A 22,535-nucleotide genomic window follows, 5' to 3' on the forward strand; every position below is an offset into this window, starting at 1 on the left:
CAACCGCCTAACCGAACCACCAATCCAAACACCCGACCGAACCGCTAATCCGCGCTGTCTAACCGCAATCGGCTACAATTTCGCGCGCCACGCGCGAAACATCCCCATCCGTGAGGTCATGCCAGATCACGCGCGGATCGGCTCGGAACCATTTCATTTGTTTTCGCGCCAAGCGGCGAGTTGCCAAGGCGGTGGATTCCACCGCCTCGTCGAGCGTTATCTGGCCATCGAGAACCTGCAATGCCTGTGCATACCCGGTGGCGCGCGCGGCGGTGGGTGCCTCACGCAGGCCGCTACCAAGCAAGCTCTCCACTTCCTCAAGCAACCCGCCTACAAACATCTGGCGGGCCCGCTGAGCAATGGCCTCATCTAGAACCTCCCGTTCACGCCGCAAAGCATGTAGGGCAACGCCCGGATAGTGCGAGGTGTGACGCGGGAAGCGCGCGGTGTATTGGCCAGTGAGGCGAATGATCTCAACCGCGCGAATAACCCGCCGCTCATTTTTCAGATCCATCACCTCGTAGGCGCGCGGATCCTCGCGGCGTAGCTCCTCAACAATACGAGGGAAATCCTCCGCCGCTTCTGCCTCCACCTCGGCCCGCACGCGCGGATCCGTCCCGGGGAAATCCAATTCATCCACGAGTGCGGAAACATAGAGCCCAGAGCCACCCACCACGAGCGGGATTTTTCCGCGCCCAAGAATGGACTCCAGGTCGCCTCGCGCCTCTCGCTGGAAACTGGCCACCGAGGCAGCCTGGCTCAGCTCTAGAACATCAACCTGGTGGTGGGTGATCCCCCGGCGCTGTGCCACCGGTAACTTCGCGGTGCCTATATCCATACCCCGATAGAGCTGGAAGGCATCGGCCGAGATAATCTCCACCGCTTCTGACCCGCCCAGGAGGCTCGCAACCTCCAAGGAAACCGCGGTCTTTCCGCTTGCCGTCGGCCCCACAATCGCGAGAATCACGCCACGTTCCTTACTCTCCGGTCTTTTTATTCGCCCTGCTCGATGCGCGCGAGGGCCACCCGCAAAGCCTTCGAGCATTGCTCACTGGAAAACCCGCGCCGCGCCAGCATCCCGTAAGCACGCCTTTTGGCAGCAAGAGGATCGCCCGAGCTAGCGCGAAGCTTCTTCTCCGCCAACTCTATTGCCCCTTCCAGTTCAGCTTCCGGATCCACTCGCTCCAAAGCCGCCGATATGAGGGCGTCATCCACCCCTTTCTGGCGCAGTTCGAGGCGAAGCCGCTGGCGTGACATGGCGCGGCCGGCAAGCCGCGAGCGTACATAAACCCGCGCAAACTTTGCGTCATCTACGTACCCGACGCTTTCAAATTCAGCGAGAACCTGTTGCGCCACGCCTTCTGGAACCAGCTTTGCCGCTAGCTTTTCGGCCAGTTCGCAGCGAGAACGGTCCCGCGCGTCGAGTTGCCGGTAGAGGATTTCTTTGGCTCGCTCAACGTGCTGCTCGCGAGTAAGTTCTTGCGGATCGAATTCCTTCTTGTGCCGCCCCGCCATTTAGAAATCTACCGTCTCAGCTTTCTTCCCTGCCGCTGATTGAGTTTTCTTCGCGGGTGCTTTTGCGGCCGCTTTCTCGGTAGCTCCGTCCTTCGCATCACCTACTGGCGACTGCGTTTCCTCGAGCTCCGGATCCTTACGGATACCCACCTTGCGGAGGATCTTATCCTCGATTTCCTCGCACAAATCGGGGTTGTCCTTGAGGAATTGGCGCGCCTTTTCCTTACCTTGGCCCAGTTGATCACCCTCGTAGGTGAACCAAGCACCGGACTTACGAACAATTCCTTCGTCGACACCCATATCGAGGATTCCACCCTCGCGAGAGATACCCTCGCCGTAAATGATGTCGAATTCGGCCTGCTTGAAGGGCGGCGCCATCTTATTCTTCACAACCTTGACGCGGGTGCGGTTTCCGACCGGGGTTCCGCCGTCTTTGAGGGTCTCAATGCGGCGTACATCCAGGCGCACCGAGGAATAGAACTTGAGTGCTTTACCGCCCGTCGTCGTCTCCGGATTACCGAAGAACACACCGATTTTCTCTCGCAACTGGTTGATGAAGATTGCGGTAGTCCCCGAAGCGGAAAGCGCACCGGTGATCTTTCGCAGAGCCTGGCTCATGAGGCGCGCCTGCAATCCGACGTGGGAATCGCCCATATCGCCTTCAATTTCAGCCTTCGGCACCAGCGCTGCCACCGAGTCAATGACGACGATATCCAAGGCGCCGGAGCGGATGAGCATATCCATGATTTCCAGCGCCTGCTCGCCGGTATCCGGTTGCGAAACAATTAGCTCGTCGGTATTGACTCCCAGGTTCCGCGCGTACTCGGGATCCAGGGCGTGCTCGGCATCGATAAACGCTGCAATCCCGCCATTTCTTTGCGCCGACGCCACGGCATGGAGCGCGACCGTAGTTTTTCCGGACGATTCAGGACCGTAGACCTCAACCACGCGACCTCGGGGAAGCCCGCCAATTCCGAGGGCAATATCCAAAGCAACGGACCCGGTGGGGATCACCTCCACTCGGCGCGCCGGCTGATCACCTAGCCGCATCACCGAGCCCTTGCCGAACTGCTTGTCGATTTGCTCAAGAGCGCTTTCGATCGCCTTTTCGCGGTTGCTCTTATTATCTGCTGTTTTCTTCTCGGCCATTCCATGGTCCTTACTCGATACGTCCTACAGAACAGGCTTATTCGGGAACTTCCCTCGCCGGGTTTCCCTTCATCGCCCTCCCCGCCGCCCTCTCCGAGCGGCGCTAATACCAAGGTATGTCCAGCCTCCGACATAAAAACGCGCCAGAGTTTTTCTGTGGAAAAATGACGCGCTTCGCGATCTGTGGAACACTCTAATCCGAACGAACGTTCGATAACAATGAGCGCGGCGGCGTGTTTTGTTTCTCTCTTCTAGCGCTCGCGTTCATCGGGTTTTATCCGGTGGAGGTAGCGGTAATTCTCCGGAAAACCCATATTCTCGCAGACCGCGTCCCATACGCGTTGCGGGTCGACGCCGTCGTTCACGGCCTGAAGAACAGACCTCTCATCGAGTGTGGCGAGGACGAGGTCTTGCGCCATACTCACGCCACGCTCGCCGAAGACCCAATCCACGTTCGCCCAAAACTCTGATTCACGCACCCGCCCATCCTAGAGGAAGTGCCCGTCCCGCGAATCACCTACCCAATAAGTAGCCCAGCCGCGCAGTTCATTTCATTAGGCGAAAAGGTCCATTCATTAAACGAAAATACCGGCCCAGCGGACCGGTATTTCTCTGCATTGAGTTCGGCGGAACTATGAGCTCGTCACATCAGCACGTTGACGAAATAGCCCTATAGGCCAAACCTAAATTCAAGTTGTCCAGAGAAAGCTCTTTAGCGGACCATCTCTGAGAACTCACGCTTTGAAAGTTCGCGGCGAACCAGATCTTCCGGAACCGAATCCGGAATACGCAGGTGAGCCGGCAGGCGGCCCTCGGCCAGATCAATTCGATCGGCGGCGAGGCGAAGCACCTGGCTGAGCGGCACGTTCAAGGCACGGCAGATAGATGCTAGAAGCTCCGAAGAGGCTTCCTTTTGGCCGCGCTCCACCTCGGAAAGATAGCCGAGGGAAACACGCGCGTCGGAAGAAACCTCGCGAAGCGTGCGTCCCTGCCGCTGCCGGTAGGCGCGAAGCACTTCACCAATCTCTTCCCGCAACAACGCCGGAGCCGCCGATTCGCTCTGGTCGGTCTGGGCATTAAAGTTCTTCATCCGGGTCACGCCGGTCCGAGTATTTTCTGTCATCACTAACTCCAACGCCTTTCAACTTCTTTTATTCCCCATGCGGCTCAACTCCGTGAAATACGTTGCAACCTTCAAGCCAGACCAGAGTCAGGAACCGTTCCCGCCGCCCGGTAGCAGGCCACCTCGTGTTTCTACGGATCGCTTACCGCCTGTATTAAGTAGGCCACTTTTCTCTGAATGTTTCCTGGGAGCGAACTCTAAATTTTCCTGATTATTTGCTCGATAAACCAGCCCTCGCCTGGCCTTATAGCCACTCGACCAGGTCTTATACCGCCCTCAATACGCGCCAACCAAAGCCTCCGCCCGGCAAATCGCGGGAACCACAGCCATCCCCTGGCGTGCAGACCGTGCTCAGCTCGCGCCGGCCGCCAGATGCTCTCCGAGCAGTGCCAGCGCCGCACATATCGTTGCTGCTCGCACCTGGTCGCGTTCACCTTCCAGGTGCAACAGGCGCTCCTCAGCTCCAAGCGCCCCAGCGATAGCAATCCATACCGTTCCCGCATCCTTCCCATCGGAAGGTCCGGGCCCGGCCACGCCCGTCGTCGATAAGGCGACGTCGGCCCCAAAAAGGCGACACGCACCGCTTGCCATTTGCGCCGCCACCACGCCGTCCACCGGCCCAGTCTCAGTCAAGCGAGCACCGGAAACCCCTAAAACAGAAGCCTTGGCATCGGTGGCATAGGTGCACGCGCCTCCGCGCAGAACCGCAGAAACACCCGGGATCTCCACGAAGGTGGCGGTAAGAGCGCCGCCGGTAAGCGATTCCGCGAGGGCAAGAGTCAAACCTTGGTCTTGCAGGCCTTTCACCAGCTTCGCAACCTCAGCGCTGGACTCAAGCAGCATCGGACGCCTCCGGGCGATGGGCAATTGCCAGCGCGTCGCGCGTGTAGCCGATGGCGGACCAGATCGAGAGGAAAAGCGCCAACCCAATAACAATCCAGCCGAACCACATAAACGCTTGCACCAGCCACGGGATCCCAGCAAACCAGGAGTCCCAGGGAATCATGAGCCAGCCGGCGCCGATGGATTGTGCGAACATCTTGTACTTGCCAATTTTCCCCGCCGCCATGACCTGCTTTTTGACCACCGTCATCCGCACCACGGTGATGTAGATTTCGCGAGCAATAAGCAGGATGGTCACCCACCACCAGAGGCGGCCGTGCCAAGAGAGCATAATCAGCGCCGCGGCGATGAGGCCTTTGTCCGCAATGGAATCGGCGAGTTTACCGAAGTCGGTGACGAGGCCGCGCGAACGTGCTAAATGACCATCGAGTTTGTCCGTGACCGCCGCGAGCGCAAAAACCACCCATGCCCAGAACGCGCGCGTGGGAGTCGCCTCCCAATACACCCAAAGAAAAACGGGGATGAGGAGCACGCGAAGCACGGTGAGGGCGTTCGCGATGTTGACGACCGGAACTGTGGTGTGGTCTGCGTTTTGCGTCATGGCATTCACCCTACCCCGCCGTAACTTCCCACCGGGGGCCGACGCGGGGGCTGGTCTAACGAGCGCAGGGATTTCCGGCGGCGTGAGCAGGGTTTTACAGGAACCTGAACAGGGTTTTCCGGCAAATTATGGCGGGTTTGGGGCCCGCAGGGTAGATTTCCCTTCGTACTCTTTGGCGGGAATAAGGAGACGAAGCGCCTCCACCGGCTTCGATTTCGAGGGAACCAATTCCCGCCGATACGGATACCAACATAGGTAAGGCAATGATGGGTAAGCCCTCCACCAATCGGGGAAACTGGCTGGAACTCGTAGCTATTTGCGCCCTGCTCGTCGTAATTGTGGTTGCGTTAGCGATCTCCTCCGGGGCGATTTCCCTTTCCCGCCAGGCACCGAGCGCGTCGCTCACGTCCCCTGCGGAAGAAAACGTTTCTGCGCCGACGACGCCGCCCGTGCCAAGTTCAACCCCGGCCGCCGAGCCTAGCGGAAATCCGAGCACTCTTACGATTGTCTCGACGGGAGATATCCTCCCCCATCTTTCGGTCAATCACTTCGCTCGCCAGGCGGACGGAACGTTGGATTACGCCCGGCTCTGGGACCCTGTTGCCCCCTATATCCAGAACGCGGATTTGGCGCTTTGCGCCCTCGAAGTGCCCATCGTTCCGCCCGGTGAAAAGCCATCGAATTATCCGATGTTTGGCGCCCCGCCAGAGCTGATTTCCTCACTGCAAAAGTTTGGCTTCGACGGTTGCGCGCTAGCAACGAATCATTCCATGGATCGAGGATTCGCCGGCATAAAATCCACCATCGATAACCTTGCCGGCGCGGACCTGGGTTGGGCCGGAACCGCCAGAAGTGAGCAAGAGGCACAAGAGATCCAGTTCTACACTTTGCGAGCGGGGAATCGCGACGTAAAAATTGCGCACCTTTCGGCCACCATGCTCACTAATGGCATGCCGTATCCTCGCGAAGGTTCCTGGGCGTGGAACGTCGTCGGCGAGTTAGGCGAACGCTCAGTTGACGATATTATCGACGAAGCTCGGCGAGCCCGAGCCCTTGGTGCAGACCTCGTGGTTCTGAACATGCACTGGGGTGTGGAGTACGTTTCGCAACCTCCGGAAGATGTTGTTGGCGTCGCCCAGCAGCTGGCTGACTCGGGAGAAATTGACGCGGTTTTCGGCGGCCACTCCCATGTACCCCAGCCGGTCGCCAAGCTCGAGGGCGGACCCGATGGCAACGGCATGTGGGTAGCGTATTCGGCCGGTAATTTCATTTCGGGGCAAACCGTGGAAAATCACGGTTGCCGAGTGGTGGCGGGAGTGGTCAACACCGCCACCGTCGAAGTGCCCGCGGAAGGGCCGGCGCGCGTAACCAAGATGGACTGGACAGCCGTCACCCAAGACACCTCCACCTATCACATTTGGCCACTTCACTTGCTACGTGAGGGCCAACGGCCGGCGGGATTGGCAATGGGTGAAGACGCTATTAACTGCCGAATCGACGCAACATATCCGGTAATGGAAACGGAGGGCTCCACCGAAAAGGTTGAGCCGCCCGCGCGCGTGGCAGACTCCGTATCTCTAACGAGGGAATAGGTCTTTCCCGCTCCTTCAGCTAGCCCAGAATTCTGGACCTGGCCTCACGAACTTCGAAGGGCGTGCCATTCACCCGCGTCTGCAACCGTCCTGGAACGTCAAAGACTTGACCCTCTGCCGTAAATTGCGCCGACCACGTCACCGTCACCGACGGGGTGACGTTACCCTTTTTCAGGTACGTATATGTAACGTCGCCATCAGGCCACAGCCCGCCCGCCGAGCTCGTACGGAAGCTCGCACTTCCATCCCCGGGATTCCATTCGTAGGCGACGGGGTTGAAATGAACCTGAACCGGGAATCCCAGCACCTCGACTGAGGCTTCATGAGCGCGCGCGGTTGAGGCAAAGTACGCGGGCTTATTTACCAGTACCCAGGAATCCGCCGGAGACATCTCAAACGACCCGGCATCTGCTAACAGGTTTTGGGCGTCCTCTCGGGTAATGAGTTGCGAAATATCCACGGCCGGCTCGGCCGCCGCTCCTCCCTGGCGCGACGGTTGTCCGGCGGCTCCCTCGGCCCGCTTGCGGAAGCGACTATGACCCACCAGCTCATCCATAATTCCGCTGTCGTCGTTATAGACCTTGTAAGGCAACTCGTAAATATGGTTCACCCTCGTCAAATGCATTTTCGGCCGCTCACTCGAAGTACCGGCCTTCCCCGCGCCCACGGGGGCCGGGGATTTCGGGGTGATTTTTATGGCCTTACTTCCCGGCGCTACGATGGTCTCTTTCCCCGAGATTTTAACTAGTCCGCCACTGGCTTGGGACTCCCAAAGCGCGGTTGATGAGCCATCTTCGGCCGTTGCTCGCGCGCAAACAAGCGACGCACACAGCGCGATAACCGCGGCAACGACTTTTATAACGCATCTAGTGGGCTTTTTATTATCCATCACTACTCCTCCGCTCTGCTCACATCGGGAGGGGCCTCGCCCGCCGCCAGCTCCTGAAGGGCGACGTCTTTGACACTCCAGTTTCCATCTTCCTTCAGGGCAAGGACCAATCCGACAATCACTCGCTGCGGCTCAACTTCGTTGGTTTTTTCGCTGTTCCGAACCAAGGTGCCCGCTCCGCGCTCTCCGACCAACGTCACCAAGTAGTCATTTTCGGAGTTTGAAAACTCCGCTTTTTGACTCTCAATCCTGAATTCTGGTTGTTCGGCCCAAACCTCGGTCGTGCTTTTCTTGCCTTCAATCTCGCTCCGGCACCAGGCGCATGACGGCGCGCTCATGGCCTCGACCGGCGCGGTATCCCCGGTGGTGGCGGCGTAGAGGGTGAGGTTCATATAGTGTTCCGCAGCAGCCATGGCGCCGCCGACGTCGTCATTCGCCATTTCGGCGGGAGCGGGCGGAACCGCCAGGCTCGGCTGAGCGTCGCTCCCGGGAGCTGATCCCCTCATATTTGGCGATTCGGAGGCCGCCCCTGGCACTGACGTGGCCGCGGCCGCCCCAGATGCGGCTCCCCCGGAAGGAGTAGGGTCCGCATTGCCCGCGCATGCCGTCAAGCCAAGCAGGCCCGCGGAAAGTAGACAGAACAAGGTAGAGCGCTTCATACCGGTTACGCTAGCGCCGCCGTCGCGGCTCCCCTAACCGCTTTCCACAAAAGCAATTAGCGGTGGATAACCTGTGGATAAACACGAAAAGCCCGACCCTGGAGCCTGCCTCCGGCGAGATCCGGGAGTCGCGAGTGACTTAGCGCCCGGTCAGTTGCCAGGCGTCCTCTCCAGATTCGCCCTCGTCGTCCAGGTCGTCGTCATACCAATTCTTCGCCACCGGGCCCTGGTTCTCTTCGGCCAGGGGGTCCGCGGCGTAGCGATCGTAGGCTTCGCCGTAACCAGGCCCGCCGGCGGATGCACTCCCGTGGCCCGCCGTTTCGCCGGCGTTATCCCGGTACCCGCTCCCCTGAGCGCCCACGGGCATATCACCGGCCATCTCGCCAGTCTCGCCATCCGCATTCTCGTCAGCGGCGTCGTCGTCGAAAATGGAATTTTTTTCGCCACGCAAAACCGCGAGCGCATCGTCCACCCGCTCAGGAGGCACCAGCACGTCGCGCGCCTTGGACCCGGTGGACGGCCCCACAATCTCGTATTGTTCGAGCAAGTCCATCATGCGGCCGGCCTTCGCAAAGCCAATCCGCAGTTTGCGCTGAAGCATGGAGGTAGAGCCAAACTGCGTGGTGACCACGATTTCTGCCGCCTGCAGAAGCGTTTCGAGGTCGTCGCCGATTTCCTCACGCTGCTTCTTGACGGCGTGGGCTTCCTCCACCACTTCCTCGAAGTCATCGCGATACTGCGGGCGCAACTGTTCCTTGACGTGATCGACGACTTTTTGGATTTCATCCTCGCCAACCCACGCGCCCTGCAGACGCATCGGTTGCTTACCACCGGGCATAAAGAGCGCGTCGCCCTGACCAATGAGCTTTTCCGCGCCGCCCATATCAAGAATCGTGCGCGAATCAGCAATCGACGAGGTCATAAACGCCAAGCGCGAAGGAATATTTGCCTTGATCAGACCCGTCACCACGTCAACGGACGGGCGCTGCGTGGCGAGAACCAAATGGATGCCGGCAGCGCGCGCCAGCTGGGTGATGCGCTGAATTGACGCCTCAACGTCCCGTGGCGCGACCATCATCATATCTGCGAGTTCGTCCACTACCACGAGCAAATACGGGTAGGGGGCGAGCTTGCGATTGGGATCGTGCGCCTGCACCTTCCCGGCGCGAATCGCGTCGTTGAAATCAGTGATGTTCTTGAAATGGTAGGCGGCCATATCGTCGTAGCGCGCGTCCATTTCTTTCACCACCCACTCCAGCGCCTCGGCGGCCTTCTTCGGGTTGGTGATAATCGGCGTGATGAGATGCGGAATTCCCGCGTAAATCGTCAGCTCCACGCGCTTGGGATCAATCAAAATCAACCGCACCTGATCCGGGGTGGAGCGCATCATAATCGAGGTGATCATTGAGTTAATGAAGCTCGACTTACCCGAACCGGTAGCGCCAGCCACCAGTAAATGCGGCATTTTCGCCAGGTTGGTCACCACGAACTGCCCGCGCACGTTCTTCCCCACCCCGACCGTCAGCGGGTGATGATCCTTGCGCGCCACCTCGGAGGCCAGCACGTCCCCCAGATGCACGATCTCGCGGTCCGCGTTCGGAATCTCAATACCAATCGCGGATTTACCCGGAATTGGCGAGAGGATACGCACGTCCGCGCTCGCCACCGCGTAGGCAATATTCTTTGAAAGCTGGGTGATGCGCTCGACTTTCACGCCCGGCCCGAGTTCGACTTCGTACTGGGTCACGGTTGGCCCGCGCGAGAATCCCACCACTCGCGCGTCCACACCAAAGTCCGCGAACACCTGCGTCAGTTCGGCGACCACGCGGTCATTTGCCTCGGTCCGCTCGGCGTGGTTGCCGCCCTGCACCAGGTTCTCCGGGGACGGCAGCGCGTAATTCACCGTGGGGTCGAGTGCCAGCTGTTGCGTGCGCTTAATTGGCTCGCCGCCCTCCGGAGCCGGAAGGCCTTGCGGATCGGTCCCCTCAATGGGTTGCTGGGTTTTGGTTTTCACCGCGCGCTTTGGCTTTGGTGCCGGTATTTTTTGGGTGGCCGACGACGCCGCAGGCTCGCCTTGCTCCGCCTCTTCTTGTGCCTCTCCGATCATTTCGGTCGCATCTTCGGACGCGGGCGCGTCGGATTTGCCCGGCCAGCGCCGCTTCTTACGCGGCTCCAGCTCGGTCGTATTTTCATGCGGATCCACCTGGGCGGCTTCCTCGTAAGGAACCGAGGCAGACATCCCGCGGTTAGCGATCTCCGGCACTTCCTGCGCAGCATTGCGATTCGCATACCATTCGCGGACCCGGGAAATGAGGTCTTGGATGGACGTATTCGTCATGAAAAGAATCGCCCACAAAATAAGGAGCACCAGAACTGGCACCGCGCCCACCGCGGAAAGAAGAATCTCCAGGACCCCGCCGGAAACCCAGCCAATAATCCCGCCAGCTGATTCAATCCCGGAAAAATCATCCACCGGGCTCACCGGGTTAATGACCACGTGGAGGATACCGGCCACCCCGATGACGATCAGCGCTAGCCCAATAACGAAGCGCCGATTAGCTCCCGAGCGATCGGGGATAACCAGGCGAATCGCGAGGGCGAGGAAAAGAGCCGGGGCCAACACGGCCAGAACTCCCGCTACTCCGGCGGTGGCGTGGTGGATAATGCCACCCAGCACCCCCGCCATACCAAACCACTCGCGCATGGCGACGAGGATTGCCAGGGCGAGGAAGAGGAAGAAGAAGCCATTGCGCTGGTTGGCATTCAGACGTCGCGGCGCCTGCTCCGTGGACTGGCTAGCGTCCCGCTCAGTCTTTTTCGGGGTGCTCGAAGCGCGCTGCGAAGCCTTGGGTGCTTGCCGCGCTTTTGTGCCGCGCTCGGGCGATTGTTTCTTAGAAGATGATCTTTTGCGGGAAACCACATCGGAAGTCTAGCGGCCCCGGGGTGCAACCTCCGCGAGGAGACGCACCGCGGTAACTCACAACTCTGGCCGCACTCGCCGCTCCCCTCATCGCAAAACTTGATTTCTAAACTTGACCACATATCATGTGACACGTGTAACATCGGCTAGATGGAGCGGCGGCCAGAAAAGAGGATCGCCACCTCACGGGTTGCGAGTGGAGGTGCAAAATAGCTGACGATCACGCGCGCGACGCTACGCGCCGAATCATCGGAATTATCGGGCCACCCGGAGCGGGTAAATCGACGACGGTGGCCATGCTTTTGCGTTCCCGCAAAGAAAATGCCGCCATCGTCCCCATGGACGGTTTCCACCTGTGCCAAGAAGAGCTGGTTCGCCAAGGAAAACGCCAGCGTATGGGCGCCCCCGATACTTTCGATGTGTCGGGGTACTGCAATTTGTTACGGCGCCTACGCGAGCGAACCGAGGACATTGTTTACGCTCCCACCTTCCGCCGAGATATCGAGGAGCCGATCGCCGGCGCAATCGCGATTGCGCGTGAGGTCCCGCTGATCTTCACCGAAGGTAACTATCTTCTTTTGGATTCTGGAGGATGGGAAAACGTCCTTCCGCTTCTGGATGAGGCCTGGTACCTGGATGTGCCGCAGAGCATGTGCGAACGCCAACTCATGGAACGCCGCCTGGAGTTCGGGGATTCACCCGAGCACGCCCGCGAATGGATCCGCACCGTGGATCGGGCAAACGATGAGATTGTGCGCGCCTCGCGCGCGGGCGCGCCACCGCAATTTTCAAGCTCGACGAGTAAATAAAAGCGCTTGAGCGCCGCTAACCGAGGCGCTATCGGCGCCGCAATCCCGGCGTATTCGCGCCACAACCTAAGGAGAAAAACACTATGACTGGACGGCTAGAAGGCAAGGTTGCCATTATTACCGGCGGTGCGAGCGGCATGGGTGCCGCCTCCGCCAAGCTTTTTGTGGAGGAAGGCGCGAAGATCGTGTTTTCCGATATTAACGCCGAGGCGGGCGAAAAGCTCGCCGCGGAGCTGGGAGAAAATGCGGTGTTCGAAACGCAGGACGTATCTAAGACCGAAGACTGGAAGAAAATTACCGATCTAACTTTAGAGCGTTTCGGACAGATCGATATCCTCGTCAATAACGCGGGGATCCTCAAGCAGAAGTCAATTGAGGACACCACGCTGGAAGATTACGAGCAAATAATGGCTATCAACGCCACCGGAGTTTTCCTCGGCATTAAGGCCGTCACCCCGATTATGAAGGAGCGGGCCGAAGGCGTGATCGTCAATCTTTCCTCCGCGGCCGGCCTGGTTGGCCAGGTGCAGACCATCGCCTACTCCGCCTCGAAGTTCGCGGTACGCGGCATGACGAAGGCCGCCGCCATGGACCTGGGCATTTACGGCATCCGGGTGGTTTCCATCCATCCCGGATCGATCGCCACCCCCATGACGGCCGCATCGGGAGTCACCGATGACAGCCCGCTCGCCCTCGCCGCGCTCAACCGCAATGGCCGGGCCGATGAGGTCGCGAAGGTCGTTGCCTTCGCTGCCTCCGACGATGCCAGCTATATGACAGGCACCGAAATCGTGGTCGACGGCGGACTCACCCTTGGCGATACGCCGCAGGTGTACGCCAAGCTCTTCGGCTAAGAGGCACTGGGCAAGTCGAAAGCCTCGATTTGCTCCGCATTGGGAAAGCCCGCGGCCCAGTCCCGGTACGCGCGTGAGGTTTCCTCCGAGTTCGGGCTGGTCGCGGGTCCTTCTTTGGTGACGGCCATTGCGGCGGCGATTCCGGCGCGCGCCGCCGCGACTCCCAGCGTCCGCCCGGCCGCCAGGTTCGCGGCCAAAACCCCGGTGTGGGCATCCCCGGCACCGTTCGAGTCAACCGCCTCCACTTTGAGGGGCGGCACGAAAATGGAGCCGTTGCTGATTCCCAGCCCCACGCCGAGACTCCCCGATCGCAAGATCACCGTGCAGCCGAAAGCCTTCGCGAGTTTCTCGGCCGCCTCAGAAAGCTCCTCACCCCGCGCAAAGCTCTCCGGGAGGCAGTCGGCCACGCCAAGGCGTTCGGCCACAATCCGCGCTTCGCGCGCATTTGTTGTCCAAACGTCCGCCCGGCGCAACACCGCGCGGAAAGCCCCCTCGTCCACATCTGCAATCACCGGGGAGGGATCCACAATCACGAGCGAATCAATTCGCGGGAGCCAGGAGCACAGGGCCGCCCGGTTGCGCGGATGCACCAGGGAGTAGCCCGAAACATAGACGACGTCGTGCGGCGTCGCCCCCGCAGCCTCGTACTGGGAAACCTCCACTTCCCCCTCGGCGCCCACGGTGGAAATGAAGGTGCGTTCCGCGGTGCTATCAACAAGCGCCACGCAAAAACCGGTGTCCAGCTCCGCGACCGGTGCGTGAAGTACCTCCACGTTTTCGGCAAGAAGCGCTTCGCGCACCAGGCTCCCAAAGTGGCCGGAGCCGATACTTCCGGCGTACACCACGCGCGCGCCCTCGCGAGCGGCCGCCGCCATCACATTGAAATCCCCGCCCGGAGACATCTGGTAGCCGGAGGCAAAGATATCCCCACCCGGCTCGGGAAGAGCATCAATTCGGAGCACCACATCGACGATGGCTTGCCCGGTATTAATAAAGCGCGCGGCATTACCCATTAGATTTCGGCCTTCCCCACCTGCAGATGCTCCAGGAATCCCTCACCTTGCTCACCGCGTTCGGCGTCGTGCTTACTATCGGGGCCGCTCACCTTGAGGCCACCGAAAACCACAAACAAAACCGCCGCGCTTAGTGCGGCAATGAGCCAGCCCATACCGCTTTGACCCAGCCAGGTGTTGAACCAGGGGCCGGTGTAAATGGCGGTCTCGCCGGGTTGAATCTGGATACAGAGAAAGGAGATCACCGTTCCTACCAGCCACGCGCCGAAGGCGGACCAGCGGATACCGCCCTTGTACCAGTAGGCGCCGTGGCTCGTGAGGTCAAGAAGATCCGGCTTGGTGTAGCTACGCCGCCCAATCATGTCCATAAGGAACACCGCCGTCCACGCGGAAAGCGGGAGGGCGAGGACGGAGATGAAGGCGATAAACGGACCGTAGAAGTCCTCCGCAACCAGCAGGAAGAGGAGCGCCAGCACGGTGGTGAGAACGGCATCAATGAACACCGCGACGGTGCGGCGCACGCGAACTCCCATGGTGATCCAGTTCAGACCCGCCGAATACACCGAAAGATGGTTGGAAAGGAGCAGTCCCGCGAAAGAAATAAAGAGGTAGAAGGCGGCGGCGAGGGTGGGAAGTGATTCGCGAATGGTATCCATGGGGTTGGGCGAAGCCAATACCTCGGCATTTCCGGAACCAATCAGCGAGCCCATGGAAATCATAATGACCAGTGGGATTCCCGCTCCCGCGGAGGCCGAGGCCACCAGATGCCAGCCCTTCACCAGCGGGGACTGGTAGCGAGCCATATCCGCACCCGAGGTCGACCAACCAATTCCGGTACCCGCCGCGATAACGCCAATGCCGGTAAGGACCTGCGCGAAGGAGCCTTGCTCCATGCTGAGGGCGGCCTGCCAGTCAATGCGGGTGAGGAGATAAATAAGGATCACCAGGTTGAGCGCTCCGAAGATCCAAGTGGACCACTTTTGCACTTCGTTAATGGCGTTGATCCCAAGCCCGGAAATCGTGAGGGTGAGGAGGACGAAGAGGAGCACACCAATCACCGCCATAATGGGCGTTTCCCGCGCGGTTCCGGCGGTTCCAAACAGCAGCGAGCAGAAAGTTACGAAGGCGAGAGCCGCCGTGGAAGTATTGACCGTTTCCCAACCGACGCGCGAAAGAAGCGCCATCAAAGTTGGGCCGTGGTTTCCGCGCACTCCAAAAACGGCACGCGAAAGCGTGAGGCTCGGGGCACCGCCGCGTTTGCCGGCAACCGAGATCACTCCGACGATGGCGAATGATCCAAATGAACCGAGGAAGGCGACGACGATTGCCTGCCACACATTGAGTCCGAGTGCCACCAGGGAGACGCCCAGTGGCAATCCGAGCACGGAAATATTTGCAGCGAACCACACCCAGAAAAGCTGCCAGGGGTTTCCGCTCTGTTCGCTCCGCGGAACCGGTTCAATTCCGCGCTGTTCTACCGCGCTCAGCACGGCCGATCCTGCATCGTTCCTCATTTATTTTACGCCCCCATTTTGCGCACTGTTGCGCAGTTTTGCATATTTTTTCGTGAACAAATTAGAAAGGTTGTGTCATTTTCCTCTGCGGAGGCGGAGGAGCCCGTCCGCAACCACGCTTATTTCAAGACCCTGCGCCTGCTCAATGCCTTCGACAGCCCACTCGGGAAGCCGCGAATATCCGCACTGCGCCCCCAAAATGGCACCCGCCATCGCGCCAACGGTATCGGTATCCCCTCCAATATTTGCCGCAAACTCCACCGCGGCCACGAAGTCACCGGCAAACCGTTGGGCAATAAGTAGCGCGGCAACCACCGATTCTTGCGAGGCGACCGAGGTTCCCACCACACGCACAATAAAATCGGCAAACCCATCCGCGTCCAGGTTCCCTGCCAACGAGGAGAAACACTCAAAACGAGCGGGAATCGACGCCCCCTCCTGCCAAGTGCCGAAATGCTCGGCGCGCTCGGAAACCTCTAGCGCTGCCGCGAAGGCATCCTCCAGCCCGGCGCCTTCAACGCCAGCCGAGACAGCGGCGGCAATTGCTGCCGCGCCCGCTATCCCAATGCTGGTGTTATGCGTGACTTGGCAAGATTCGATCACTTTCTGAATGAAGTCGGGACCGAGCGGCACCGCAATCCCTACCGGAGTCACTCGCATGGCGGCACCGTTCGTAGTGCCCGAATTTCCGGTTTTCTCCACCGGTTCACCGCGCCGTACTCCGTCCAGCGCCCGCTTGGTGGAAGGCCCCAAAAGGTCCAAGGAGCCTTTCTCCCGCATGGCGTCTTCCCAGGCAATGAGACTTTCGGCGAAGTCGTGCGGAGAAATTGAGCCTCGGCCCGCTATCAGTAGCTTGCCGACCAGCAGCGCCTGCTCGGTATCATCCGTGACCGAGCCGGCGGGCATATTGGGTGCAATGGGTTGCGTTGGCGCACCGACACGAAAGCCGCGAATCGCTCCGTAGGTTTCGGCAATCTGGCTGGCGGACATGGTCTGGGTGGGCATCCCCATCGCGTCGCCGATCGCCAATCCCCATAAAGCGCCGCGAGCGCGGTCACGAAGTTTTTCCGCGCCGACGCCGTTGCCCGCCAGGGCTTCCTCGGGAGGCAATTCTTCGGCCATTCTTTTGCCTTTCTAGCTCGGCGTTTACCCGCAAGTTGAGCGGGAAAATTCACTAATATTCGAAGACTCCTAGGTATTCTAGTCATATACCAATGAGAGCTAGGCCACTAGGAGATAGTATCTCCAATCACCGGGACCCTTCGAAGGCCCAAACAACGAATCAAATCAGCAGTCATCGAACACCTCCCGCTAAGAGGGCGCCAGCCAGGCCGGCAGGCAGGCCGCGAGCCAACACAGCGAGCAAAGCTCCAGCCAGTCCGGCGCACAAAGCGCCGATCAGTACACCGGGCAGAGCTCCAGCCAATTCAGCCCGCAGAGCCCGTATCAGGACAGAACCGGACAGAATCAATATAGCCCGCAAAATCCGTACCAGGCCGGAACCGGACAAAATCAGTACGGCCGGCAAAACTTTGGCCAGTATCCCCCGCAGGGTCAGTATCCGGGCCAAGGCTACGCCCAGTATTCTCAGCAATGGCCCGGTGGCCCCTATGGCCAGCCTCCAAAGAAGCCGATCTACAAAGTCTGGTAGTTCTGGCTCATTGTGGTGCTGGTGATCGCGGCAATTGCGGCCGTCGTCGTCGGGATAAAAATGGCCAACAAACCTAAGGCGGATCCCACTCCGTCGATCACCACCACCGAAGTGGTCGAGCCCAGCGAAACGCCCTCGCCCGCCTCTACGTGAAATATCGACAACCCCACCACCGATGCCCCGACGGGCGGCCCAATCCGGAACCGCGTGGAAGAAGCGCGAGTGCATGTGAAAGAGATGCATATGAGGCGGGATTCAACGATCCACATGCTCGTAGACTACGGCGAGTTCACCGAGGCGGAGGCTACCGAGGCGGTTGACTCGCTCGACGTCGACTGGAACGAGGTTGCGGTAACGGCTGCGAAGAGCTACTTCGATCTGTTCCACATGAGCAGGCAGGATCTCTACGATCAGCTAACTTTAATCGCCGATGGCTTCCCGGCTGACCAGGCCGAGTACGCGGTCGATAGCGCGGGTATCGATTACAAGCAGAACGCCCTAGAAAACGCGAAAGTTTATCTGGAAGCTGGAATGTAACAGGAAGACATTCGCGACCAGCCCACCTCCGAATACGGCGAGCAATTCACCCAGGAGGAAGCCGATTGGGCGATCTCTCAGCTGGGCTAGCCGGGCTCGCCGAGCAAAAGGGCTAGCTAAAGCGTTGGCGCGGGGCCGCCTCAGCTGGGCTAAGGAGCTCAGCTAATGCTAAAGTCCTCAGCCACATAAGAAGTGGGCGGCACCCGAGGGTGACGCCCACTTCTTTGTTGTTACTTAGTCGATTCCCATTCCAGCCAACGAGTCGAAGCTGACGCCGCAATTCTGCATTGCGGAGAGCATCGCCAAGCCGTCATAACCGGCCTGGGTGTCGTTGTATTCCTGGTTCTCCATCGCGGAGGTGTCGCCAGTGAAGGACTTCTCCAGCGCGTCCACGAAGAAATCGGACATCTTGCCGGTGGTGTTATCCGCCATGCACTTAGCGAGTTCGGGATGGGCGCCCGTATCGAGGCTGGGATCACCAGAGGCCAGGTAGAGCGCCGGGAGCACATTGTTCCAGAAGTCCCGCATACGAGCATTGTCGTAGGTCGACGGGAAGCTACCGCTCGCCGAAGGGAAGGACGCGGGCGAATCGGTGGTGGGCTCAGCCGTCGGTTCACGCGTCGGCTCAGGGGTAGGTGTCGGTTCGGCAGTCTCCGTCACCTGTGCGGTGGTCGGAGTCGGCGTCGGCTCGTCGCCCTTGTCTCGGTTCATCATGAAGATAACGCCGATAACAACCGCCACGAGCACAACGGCCGCCACCACGATCCCAATGATCATGCCCGTATTGCTCTTCTTTTCGGGCTTCTGAGCGTAAGGACCGGGCTGGCCATACCCGAACTGAGCATAGTTGTTCTGACCGTATCCACCGCCTGCGCCATACTGACCACCGGGCTGGGCGTACTGGCCGCCGGCCTGCGTGTACTGACCGCCGGTCTGGTTGGTCTGCGCGCTTCCGTAGTTAGAAGCATAAGAAGGCTGCTGGTTGCCCTGACCCCAGTTCGACGGACCCTGCTGTGGGTAGGGCTGCGTTGGCTGCTGCTGTGATGGATGCTGGTTCGTTTCCCCCGGCGAGTACGACTGCTCGCCCCCGGGCGAGGTGTCCCCGTTTTCGGGGTGGTTCTCGTTATTCTGCGTCACGTTATTTCCCTTTCGTAAGGTCGGTTTCCCAACGATGCGTGAGCAAGAACGCCTGATGACGCGCGAGCTTTCGCGGACTACTCGCATCCGCTCACTAATTGAAACAATACTCCCTAGTTAAAGGCGATTTAATGGCCTTTCAAAAATACCCTTGGACTAGACCTCGACGACGGTTGGGATGATCATTGGCGAACGCCGTAGCTTGCGTGATGCCCACCGGCCAATTACCCGCCGCATTGCCTGCTGCATTCCGTAGGTATCGGCGCCGTTGTCCACTGCCTCCTGCAAAGCTTTCTGCACGTCGTCTTGAATATCATCGAAAACGGCGTCTTCCTCGGCCATCGCGCGCGCCTGAATATGCGGCCCGGTAACGATTGCCTTTTCGTTTTTGTCGATGACGGCGAAGATGACAATGAAACCTTCGGACGAAAGAATCTGGCGATCCTTCAGCTCCGATTCGGTAATGTCTCCCACCGAGCTTCCGTCCACGTAAATGTTTTGGAACGGTACGGAGCCAACCAGCTTGCATTCACCGTCGAGCATATCGACCACCGAGCCGTTTTCGGCCACGATCACATTCTCGGCCGGCACGCCGGTGCGCACCGCAATGCGGGCGTTGGCAACCAAATGCCGCACCTCGCCGTGAATCGGCATCGCGAACGCGGGTTGCAAAATGTTGTAAACGTACAGAAGCTCACCCTCCGCGGCGTGCCCAGAAACGTGCACCCGTTCGTTACCCTGGTGAATCACTTGCGCGCCGAGCGCAATCAAACCGTTAATAACGCGGAAAACGGAGTTCTCATTGCCGGGGATGAGGGAGGAAGCGAGCAGTACCGTATCGCCCTTGCCCACGGAAATGCGGTTATGGGCCCGATTAGCGATGCGCGAAAGCACCGCCATGGGCTCACCCTGACTTCCGGTTGACATATAAACGCGCTTATTGGGCTCGATCCCGTTCATATCCTTCACGTCAACCACGGTGTTGGGCGGAACCTCCAGATAACCGAGATCTTCCGCAATACCCATATTGCGCACCATGGATCGACCCACGAAGGCGACCTTGCGACCGTTGTGGGCGGCGGCGTTGAGGACTTGCTGGACTCGATGGACGTGGCTAGCGAAAGACGCGACCACAACCTGGCCACGCGCCCCGCCAATCACGCGATCGATGACCGGAGCGATCTCCGCCTCCGAGTGCACGAACCCGGGGACCTCAGCATTCGTCGAATCGCACATGAAAAGATCCACGCCCTCTTCGCCGGCGGCGGCGAAGGCACGCAAATCGGTAAGGCGCCCGTCAATCGGCAGCTGATCCATCTTGAAATCGCCGGTAATGAAGAGGTTACCTTCCGGGGTGCGCACGAACATCGCGAGCGCGTCGGGAATGGAGTGATTGACGGCAATGAACTCGAATTCCATCCCGGCGATCGAGAGGGCATCGCCTTCTTCCACCACGCGGGTATGGGGTTTTATACGATGCTCCTGTAGCTTCGCCTCCACGAAGGCAATGGTGAGCTGGGAACCAATGACGGGAATGTCCTGGCGCATCTTCAGCAGGTAGGGAACCGCTCCAATATGGTCCTCATGCCCGTGCGTCAGCACAATTGCCTCAATATCGGCGAGCCGATCTTCTAGGTAATCCAGGTTAGGAAGAATGAGGTCGACGCCGGGCTGGGTCTCTTCTGGGAAGAGAACTCCACAGTCGGCAACGACCAGCTTGCCCTTGTACTCAATAACGTTACAATTTCGACCTACCTCGCCCAGACCTCCGAGAGGGACGATGCGTACTGCATCCTTTGCGGCGGGCAGGTTGCTGTTTTCTCTACTCACGGGCCCATTGTCTCACGTACAAAGCCGCGCCGCGCCGAGCCCATGCGCATAGCGGACGTTTTCCGTGCCCGCCTGCCTCGCTCAGCGCTAGAGAATCCCCTCTTCGCGTAAGACGGTGGCCAACTCGTCGATTTCTTGCGCCGCGGCGCCCACCAGCGGTAGGCGAACCTTCGCGGTAGGTAGCATCCCCTGCAGTTTGAGGGCCTCTTTTGCCATCACCGCCCCCTGGCCGCTACCCATAATTGCCCGAATAACGCGCTGCTGGCTGGCAAATTCGACCCGCGCGGCGGGAAGATCTCCGGCGTCGACCTCATCAACCAGAGCGCGCAAGCGATCGGCAATCACGTGGCCCGCTACCGAAACTACCCCGGCTGCTCCGTGCGCCAACCAGGCAAAATTCAACGCGTCGTCACCGGAGTAGTAGGCAAGCCCGGTTCGCGTCATCTTTTCAAAGCCCGCCGGAACATCGCCGGTCGCGTCCTTGACCGCCACAATTCGCGGGTGCTCCGCTAAACGCGCCAGGGTATCAGGGGCAATTTTTACTCCGGTACGTCCGGGAATGTCATAGAGCATAACGGGCAGGTCCACAGCTTCCGTCACGGCCAGAATGTGCTGGTAGACGCCTTCTTGGGAAGGACGGTTGTAATAAGGCGCCACAATGAGCAGGCCTTTTGCTCCCTGCGCCTGGGCTCCGCGAGCAATGCGGACCGCGTGGGCGGTGTCATTCGAACCCGCACCCGCGTAGACGAAGGCGCGATCCCCCACCGCATTCACCACCTCGCGTACCAGATCGTCTTTTTCCGGTTGGTGGGTGGTGGGCGATTCGCCGGTGGTTCCGTTCAGGAGCAGAGCGTCGCACCCGTCGGACACCAGCTTGTTGGCAAGTTCGACGGCGGAGTCGACATCGAGGCTTCCGCCTTCCTTAAAAGGCGTCACCATCGCAACAGACACGGACCCAAAGGGGCGCGAAACCACATCGTTCATACCCGCAGTGTAGCGGGCCCGGATTTTTTATTATCCCCTGTTCACTTGCTGAACGCGGCGGGCGAGCCTTACTTATCCCACTCAAAGGTTCCCGTAATGGGAGTGAAAGTATCGCCGAAAGGCTCTTTGCCGCCGCCGAAGTAATCGTCGTCAAACTCGGGGAAGAGGTTATCGAAAATTCCGCAATCCTCGATTGCTATCGCTGACGATTTCGAGGTCCTTCCAAAAAGCGTCGCCATCGAAAGTGCGGTTGGGATCGTAGCCGTAGTTGCCACTTTGCATAGTGTAGAAAACCTGCGAGAGCTTGCCCGAGGTTTTCTCCGCCATGCACTGCGCCTTGCTCTGGAGCAGGACGGGTCATCAAAAGCCATGTCGCCGGTGACGTCGACGTCCTTCAGATACTTTTCCCAGAAGGCTTGCGGGTCAACGTTTCCGCCGCCTCCGCCCTGGGCATTGTTTCCGTCTTGGCCATTGTTTCCGTCTTGGCCATTGTTTCCGCCTTGGTCACTGTTTCCATCCGCGGCAGGATTATTCCCCCGGTCGACCTGCACCTGTCCGGGCTCCGGAGCCGGCCCATCGCCCGAATCGCGAGTCAGGAAAATAACCGCCACCACAATCGCGGCGATGAGCAGAACGCCGCCAATGATCAGGCCCACAATGAGTCCGGTTTGGCTCTTTTTCTGCGGCGGGATACCGTAGCCCCGCCCGTAGCCGGGTTGCCCATAACCGCCTCGCTGGCCGTTATAGCCCTGCTACCCATAACCGCCCTGCTGGTTGTATCCCTGCTGGCTATAACCCTGCTGCCCGTACCCCGCCATACGGGGGTTGGTTCGAGTTTTGCCACTGGGGCTGACCTTGCCCGTCATTGTTCACGCTCATCTTCGTTCCCTCCGAAAGGCTATGGCAATCCGTGCA

At 59.6% G+C, this 22,535-nt stretch carries 21 protein-coding genes and 1 pseudogene; 4 read left to right on the forward strand and 18 right to left on the reverse strand.

Translation table 11 applies throughout. The features are described 5' to 3' along the window. Window positions 1-58 precede the first annotated feature (58 nt). The 7 genes from miaA to pgsA form a co-directional block, all read right to left on the reverse strand. Window positions 59-967: a tRNA (adenosine(37)-N6)-dimethylallyltransferase MiaA gene (miaA, locus tag BN2664_RS01115; RefSeq protein WP_007000379.1), complete on the reverse strand. Its 909-nt coding sequence runs from the start codon at window positions 965-967 to the stop codon at window positions 59-61. A 26-nt stretch (window positions 968-993) separates the two neighbouring features. Beyond that, on the reverse strand, window positions 994-1,515 hold the full coding sequence (locus BN2664_RS01120) for a regulatory protein RecX (protein WP_007000380.1): 522 nt from the start codon (window positions 1,513-1,515) through the stop codon (window positions 994-996). Then, window positions 1,516-2,664, reverse strand: a complete 1,149-nt coding sequence (gene recA, locus BN2664_RS01125; protein ID WP_007000381.1) for a recombinase RecA — start codon at window positions 2,662-2,664, stop codon at window positions 1,516-1,518. 251 nt (window positions 2,665-2,915) lie between these two features. Then, on the reverse strand, window positions 2,916-3,143 hold the full coding sequence (locus BN2664_RS01130) for a DUF3046 domain-containing protein (RefSeq protein ID WP_007000382.1): 228 nt from the start codon (window positions 3,141-3,143) through the stop codon (window positions 2,916-2,918). 233 nt (window positions 3,144-3,376) lie between these two features. Further along, window positions 3,377-3,754: a helix-turn-helix domain-containing protein gene (locus BN2664_RS01135; protein WP_231723432.1), complete on the reverse strand. Its 378-nt coding sequence runs from the start codon at window positions 3,752-3,754 to the stop codon at window positions 3,377-3,379. A gap of 384 nt (window positions 3,755-4,138) precedes the next feature. Next, window positions 4,139-4,630, reverse strand: a complete 492-nt coding sequence (locus BN2664_RS01140) for a CinA family protein (protein ID WP_007000384.1) — start codon at window positions 4,628-4,630, stop codon at window positions 4,139-4,141. Next, window positions 4,620-5,231, reverse strand: a complete 612-nt coding sequence (gene pgsA, locus BN2664_RS01145; protein ID WP_007000385.1) for a CDP-diacylglycerol--glycerol-3-phosphate 3-phosphatidyltransferase — start codon at window positions 5,229-5,231, stop codon at window positions 4,620-4,622. Before pgsA ends, BN2664_RS01140 begins: the two co-directional genes overlap by 11 nt. Window positions 5,232-5,494: 263 nt before the next feature. Here pgsA and BN2664_RS01150 point away from each other — a divergent pair, with 263 nt between their 5' ends. After that, complete coding sequence (locus BN2664_RS01150; protein WP_007000386.1) at window positions 5,495-6,823, forward strand: CapA family protein; 1,329 nt, start codon at window positions 5,495-5,497, stop codon at window positions 6,821-6,823. Window positions 6,824-6,842: 19 nt separating this feature from the next. Here the strand turns inward: BN2664_RS01150 and BN2664_RS01155 are convergent, their stop codons facing one another. The 3 genes from BN2664_RS01155 to BN2664_RS01165 form a co-directional block, all read right to left on the reverse strand. After that, window positions 6,843-7,448 carry a PKD domain-containing protein gene (locus tag BN2664_RS01155; protein ID WP_155856429.1) on the reverse strand — a complete coding sequence of 202 codons (606 nt, stop codon included), beginning with the start codon at window positions 7,446-7,448 and terminating at the stop codon, window positions 6,843-6,845. Between the two features lie 266 nt (window positions 7,449-7,714). Then, a complete protein-coding gene (locus tag BN2664_RS01160) occupies window positions 7,715-8,218 on the reverse strand; it encodes a DUF6318 family protein (protein WP_040316919.1) in 504 nt (167 codons plus the stop codon). A 292-nt stretch (window positions 8,219-8,510) separates the two neighbouring features. Continuing rightward, window positions 8,511-11,291 carry an FtsK/SpoIIIE family DNA translocase gene (locus tag BN2664_RS01165; protein ID WP_007000389.1) on the reverse strand — a complete coding sequence of 927 codons (2,781 nt, stop codon included), beginning with the start codon at window positions 11,289-11,291 and terminating at the stop codon, window positions 8,511-8,513. Between the two features lie 209 nt (window positions 11,292-11,500). Here BN2664_RS01165 and BN2664_RS01170 point away from each other — a divergent pair, with 209 nt between their 5' ends. Beyond that, window positions 11,501-12,100, forward strand: coding sequence for a nucleoside/nucleotide kinase family protein (locus BN2664_RS01170; protein ID WP_040316920.1), 600 nt, complete (start codon window positions 11,501-11,503; stop codon window positions 12,098-12,100). 83 nt (window positions 12,101-12,183) lie between these two features. Beyond that, entirely contained in the window at window positions 12,184-12,954 is a 771-nt protein-coding gene (locus tag BN2664_RS01175) for a glucose 1-dehydrogenase (RefSeq protein ID WP_007000391.1), read from the forward strand. On the opposite strand, the gene BN2664_RS01180 is transcribed toward BN2664_RS01175, so the two are convergent. The 4 genes from BN2664_RS01180 to BN2664_RS09115 form a co-directional block, all read right to left on the reverse strand. Then, window positions 12,951-13,967, reverse strand: coding sequence for a PfkB family carbohydrate kinase (locus tag BN2664_RS01180; protein WP_007000392.1), 1,017 nt, complete (start codon window positions 13,965-13,967; stop codon window positions 12,951-12,953). The two genes, BN2664_RS01175 and BN2664_RS01180, sit on opposite strands and share 4 nt — an antisense overlap. Then, entirely contained in the window at window positions 13,967-15,481 is a 1,515-nt protein-coding gene (locus BN2664_RS01185; protein ID WP_040316921.1) for a purine-cytosine permease family protein, read from the reverse strand. The genes BN2664_RS01180 and BN2664_RS01185 overlap by 1 nt, the downstream gene beginning before the upstream one ends. A gap of 75 nt (window positions 15,482-15,556) precedes the next feature. Further along, complete coding sequence (locus tag BN2664_RS01190) at window positions 15,557-16,603, reverse strand: ADP-ribosylglycohydrolase family protein (protein ID WP_007000394.1); 1,047 nt, start codon at window positions 16,601-16,603, stop codon at window positions 15,557-15,559. A 513-nt stretch (window positions 16,604-17,116) separates the two neighbouring features. After that, window positions 17,117-17,296: a hypothetical protein gene (locus BN2664_RS09115; protein WP_081586520.1), complete on the reverse strand. Its 180-nt coding sequence runs from the start codon at window positions 17,294-17,296 to the stop codon at window positions 17,117-17,119. A gap of 103 nt (window positions 17,297-17,399) precedes the next feature. Here BN2664_RS09115 and BN2664_RS09330 point away from each other — a divergent pair. Then, window positions 17,400-17,759, forward strand: a pseudogene (locus BN2664_RS09330) (Ltp family lipoprotein). Between the two features lie 144 nt (window positions 17,760-17,903). Here the strand turns inward: BN2664_RS09330 and BN2664_RS01210 are convergent. From BN2664_RS01210 to BN2664_RS09235, 4 genes are all read right to left on the reverse strand, one after another. After that, window positions 17,904-18,806, reverse strand: coding sequence for a hypothetical protein (locus BN2664_RS01210; RefSeq protein ID WP_007000397.1), 903 nt, complete (start codon window positions 18,804-18,806; stop codon window positions 17,904-17,906). Window positions 18,807-18,962: 156 nt separating this feature from the next. Beyond that, window positions 18,963-20,636 (reverse strand): ribonuclease J, encoded by a 1,674-nt coding sequence (locus BN2664_RS01215; protein ID WP_007000398.1) that lies wholly within the window; start codon window positions 20,634-20,636, stop codon window positions 18,963-18,965. Window positions 20,637-20,723: 87 nt separating this feature from the next. Beyond that, window positions 20,724-21,620: a 4-hydroxy-tetrahydrodipicolinate synthase gene (gene dapA / locus BN2664_RS01220; RefSeq protein WP_007000399.1), complete on the reverse strand. Its 897-nt coding sequence runs from the start codon at window positions 21,618-21,620 to the stop codon at window positions 20,724-20,726. 68 nt (window positions 21,621-21,688) lie between these two features. Next, window positions 21,689-22,276: a hypothetical protein gene (locus BN2664_RS09235; RefSeq protein WP_007000400.1), complete on the reverse strand. Its 588-nt coding sequence runs from the start codon at window positions 22,274-22,276 to the stop codon at window positions 21,689-21,691. Window positions 22,277-22,535 lie beyond the last annotated feature (259 nt).

Source organism: Actinobaculum massiliense, assembly GCF_001457435.1.
GTDB classification, from domain to species: Bacteria; Actinomycetota; Actinomycetes; order Actinomycetales; family Actinomycetaceae; genus Actinobaculum; species Actinobaculum massiliense.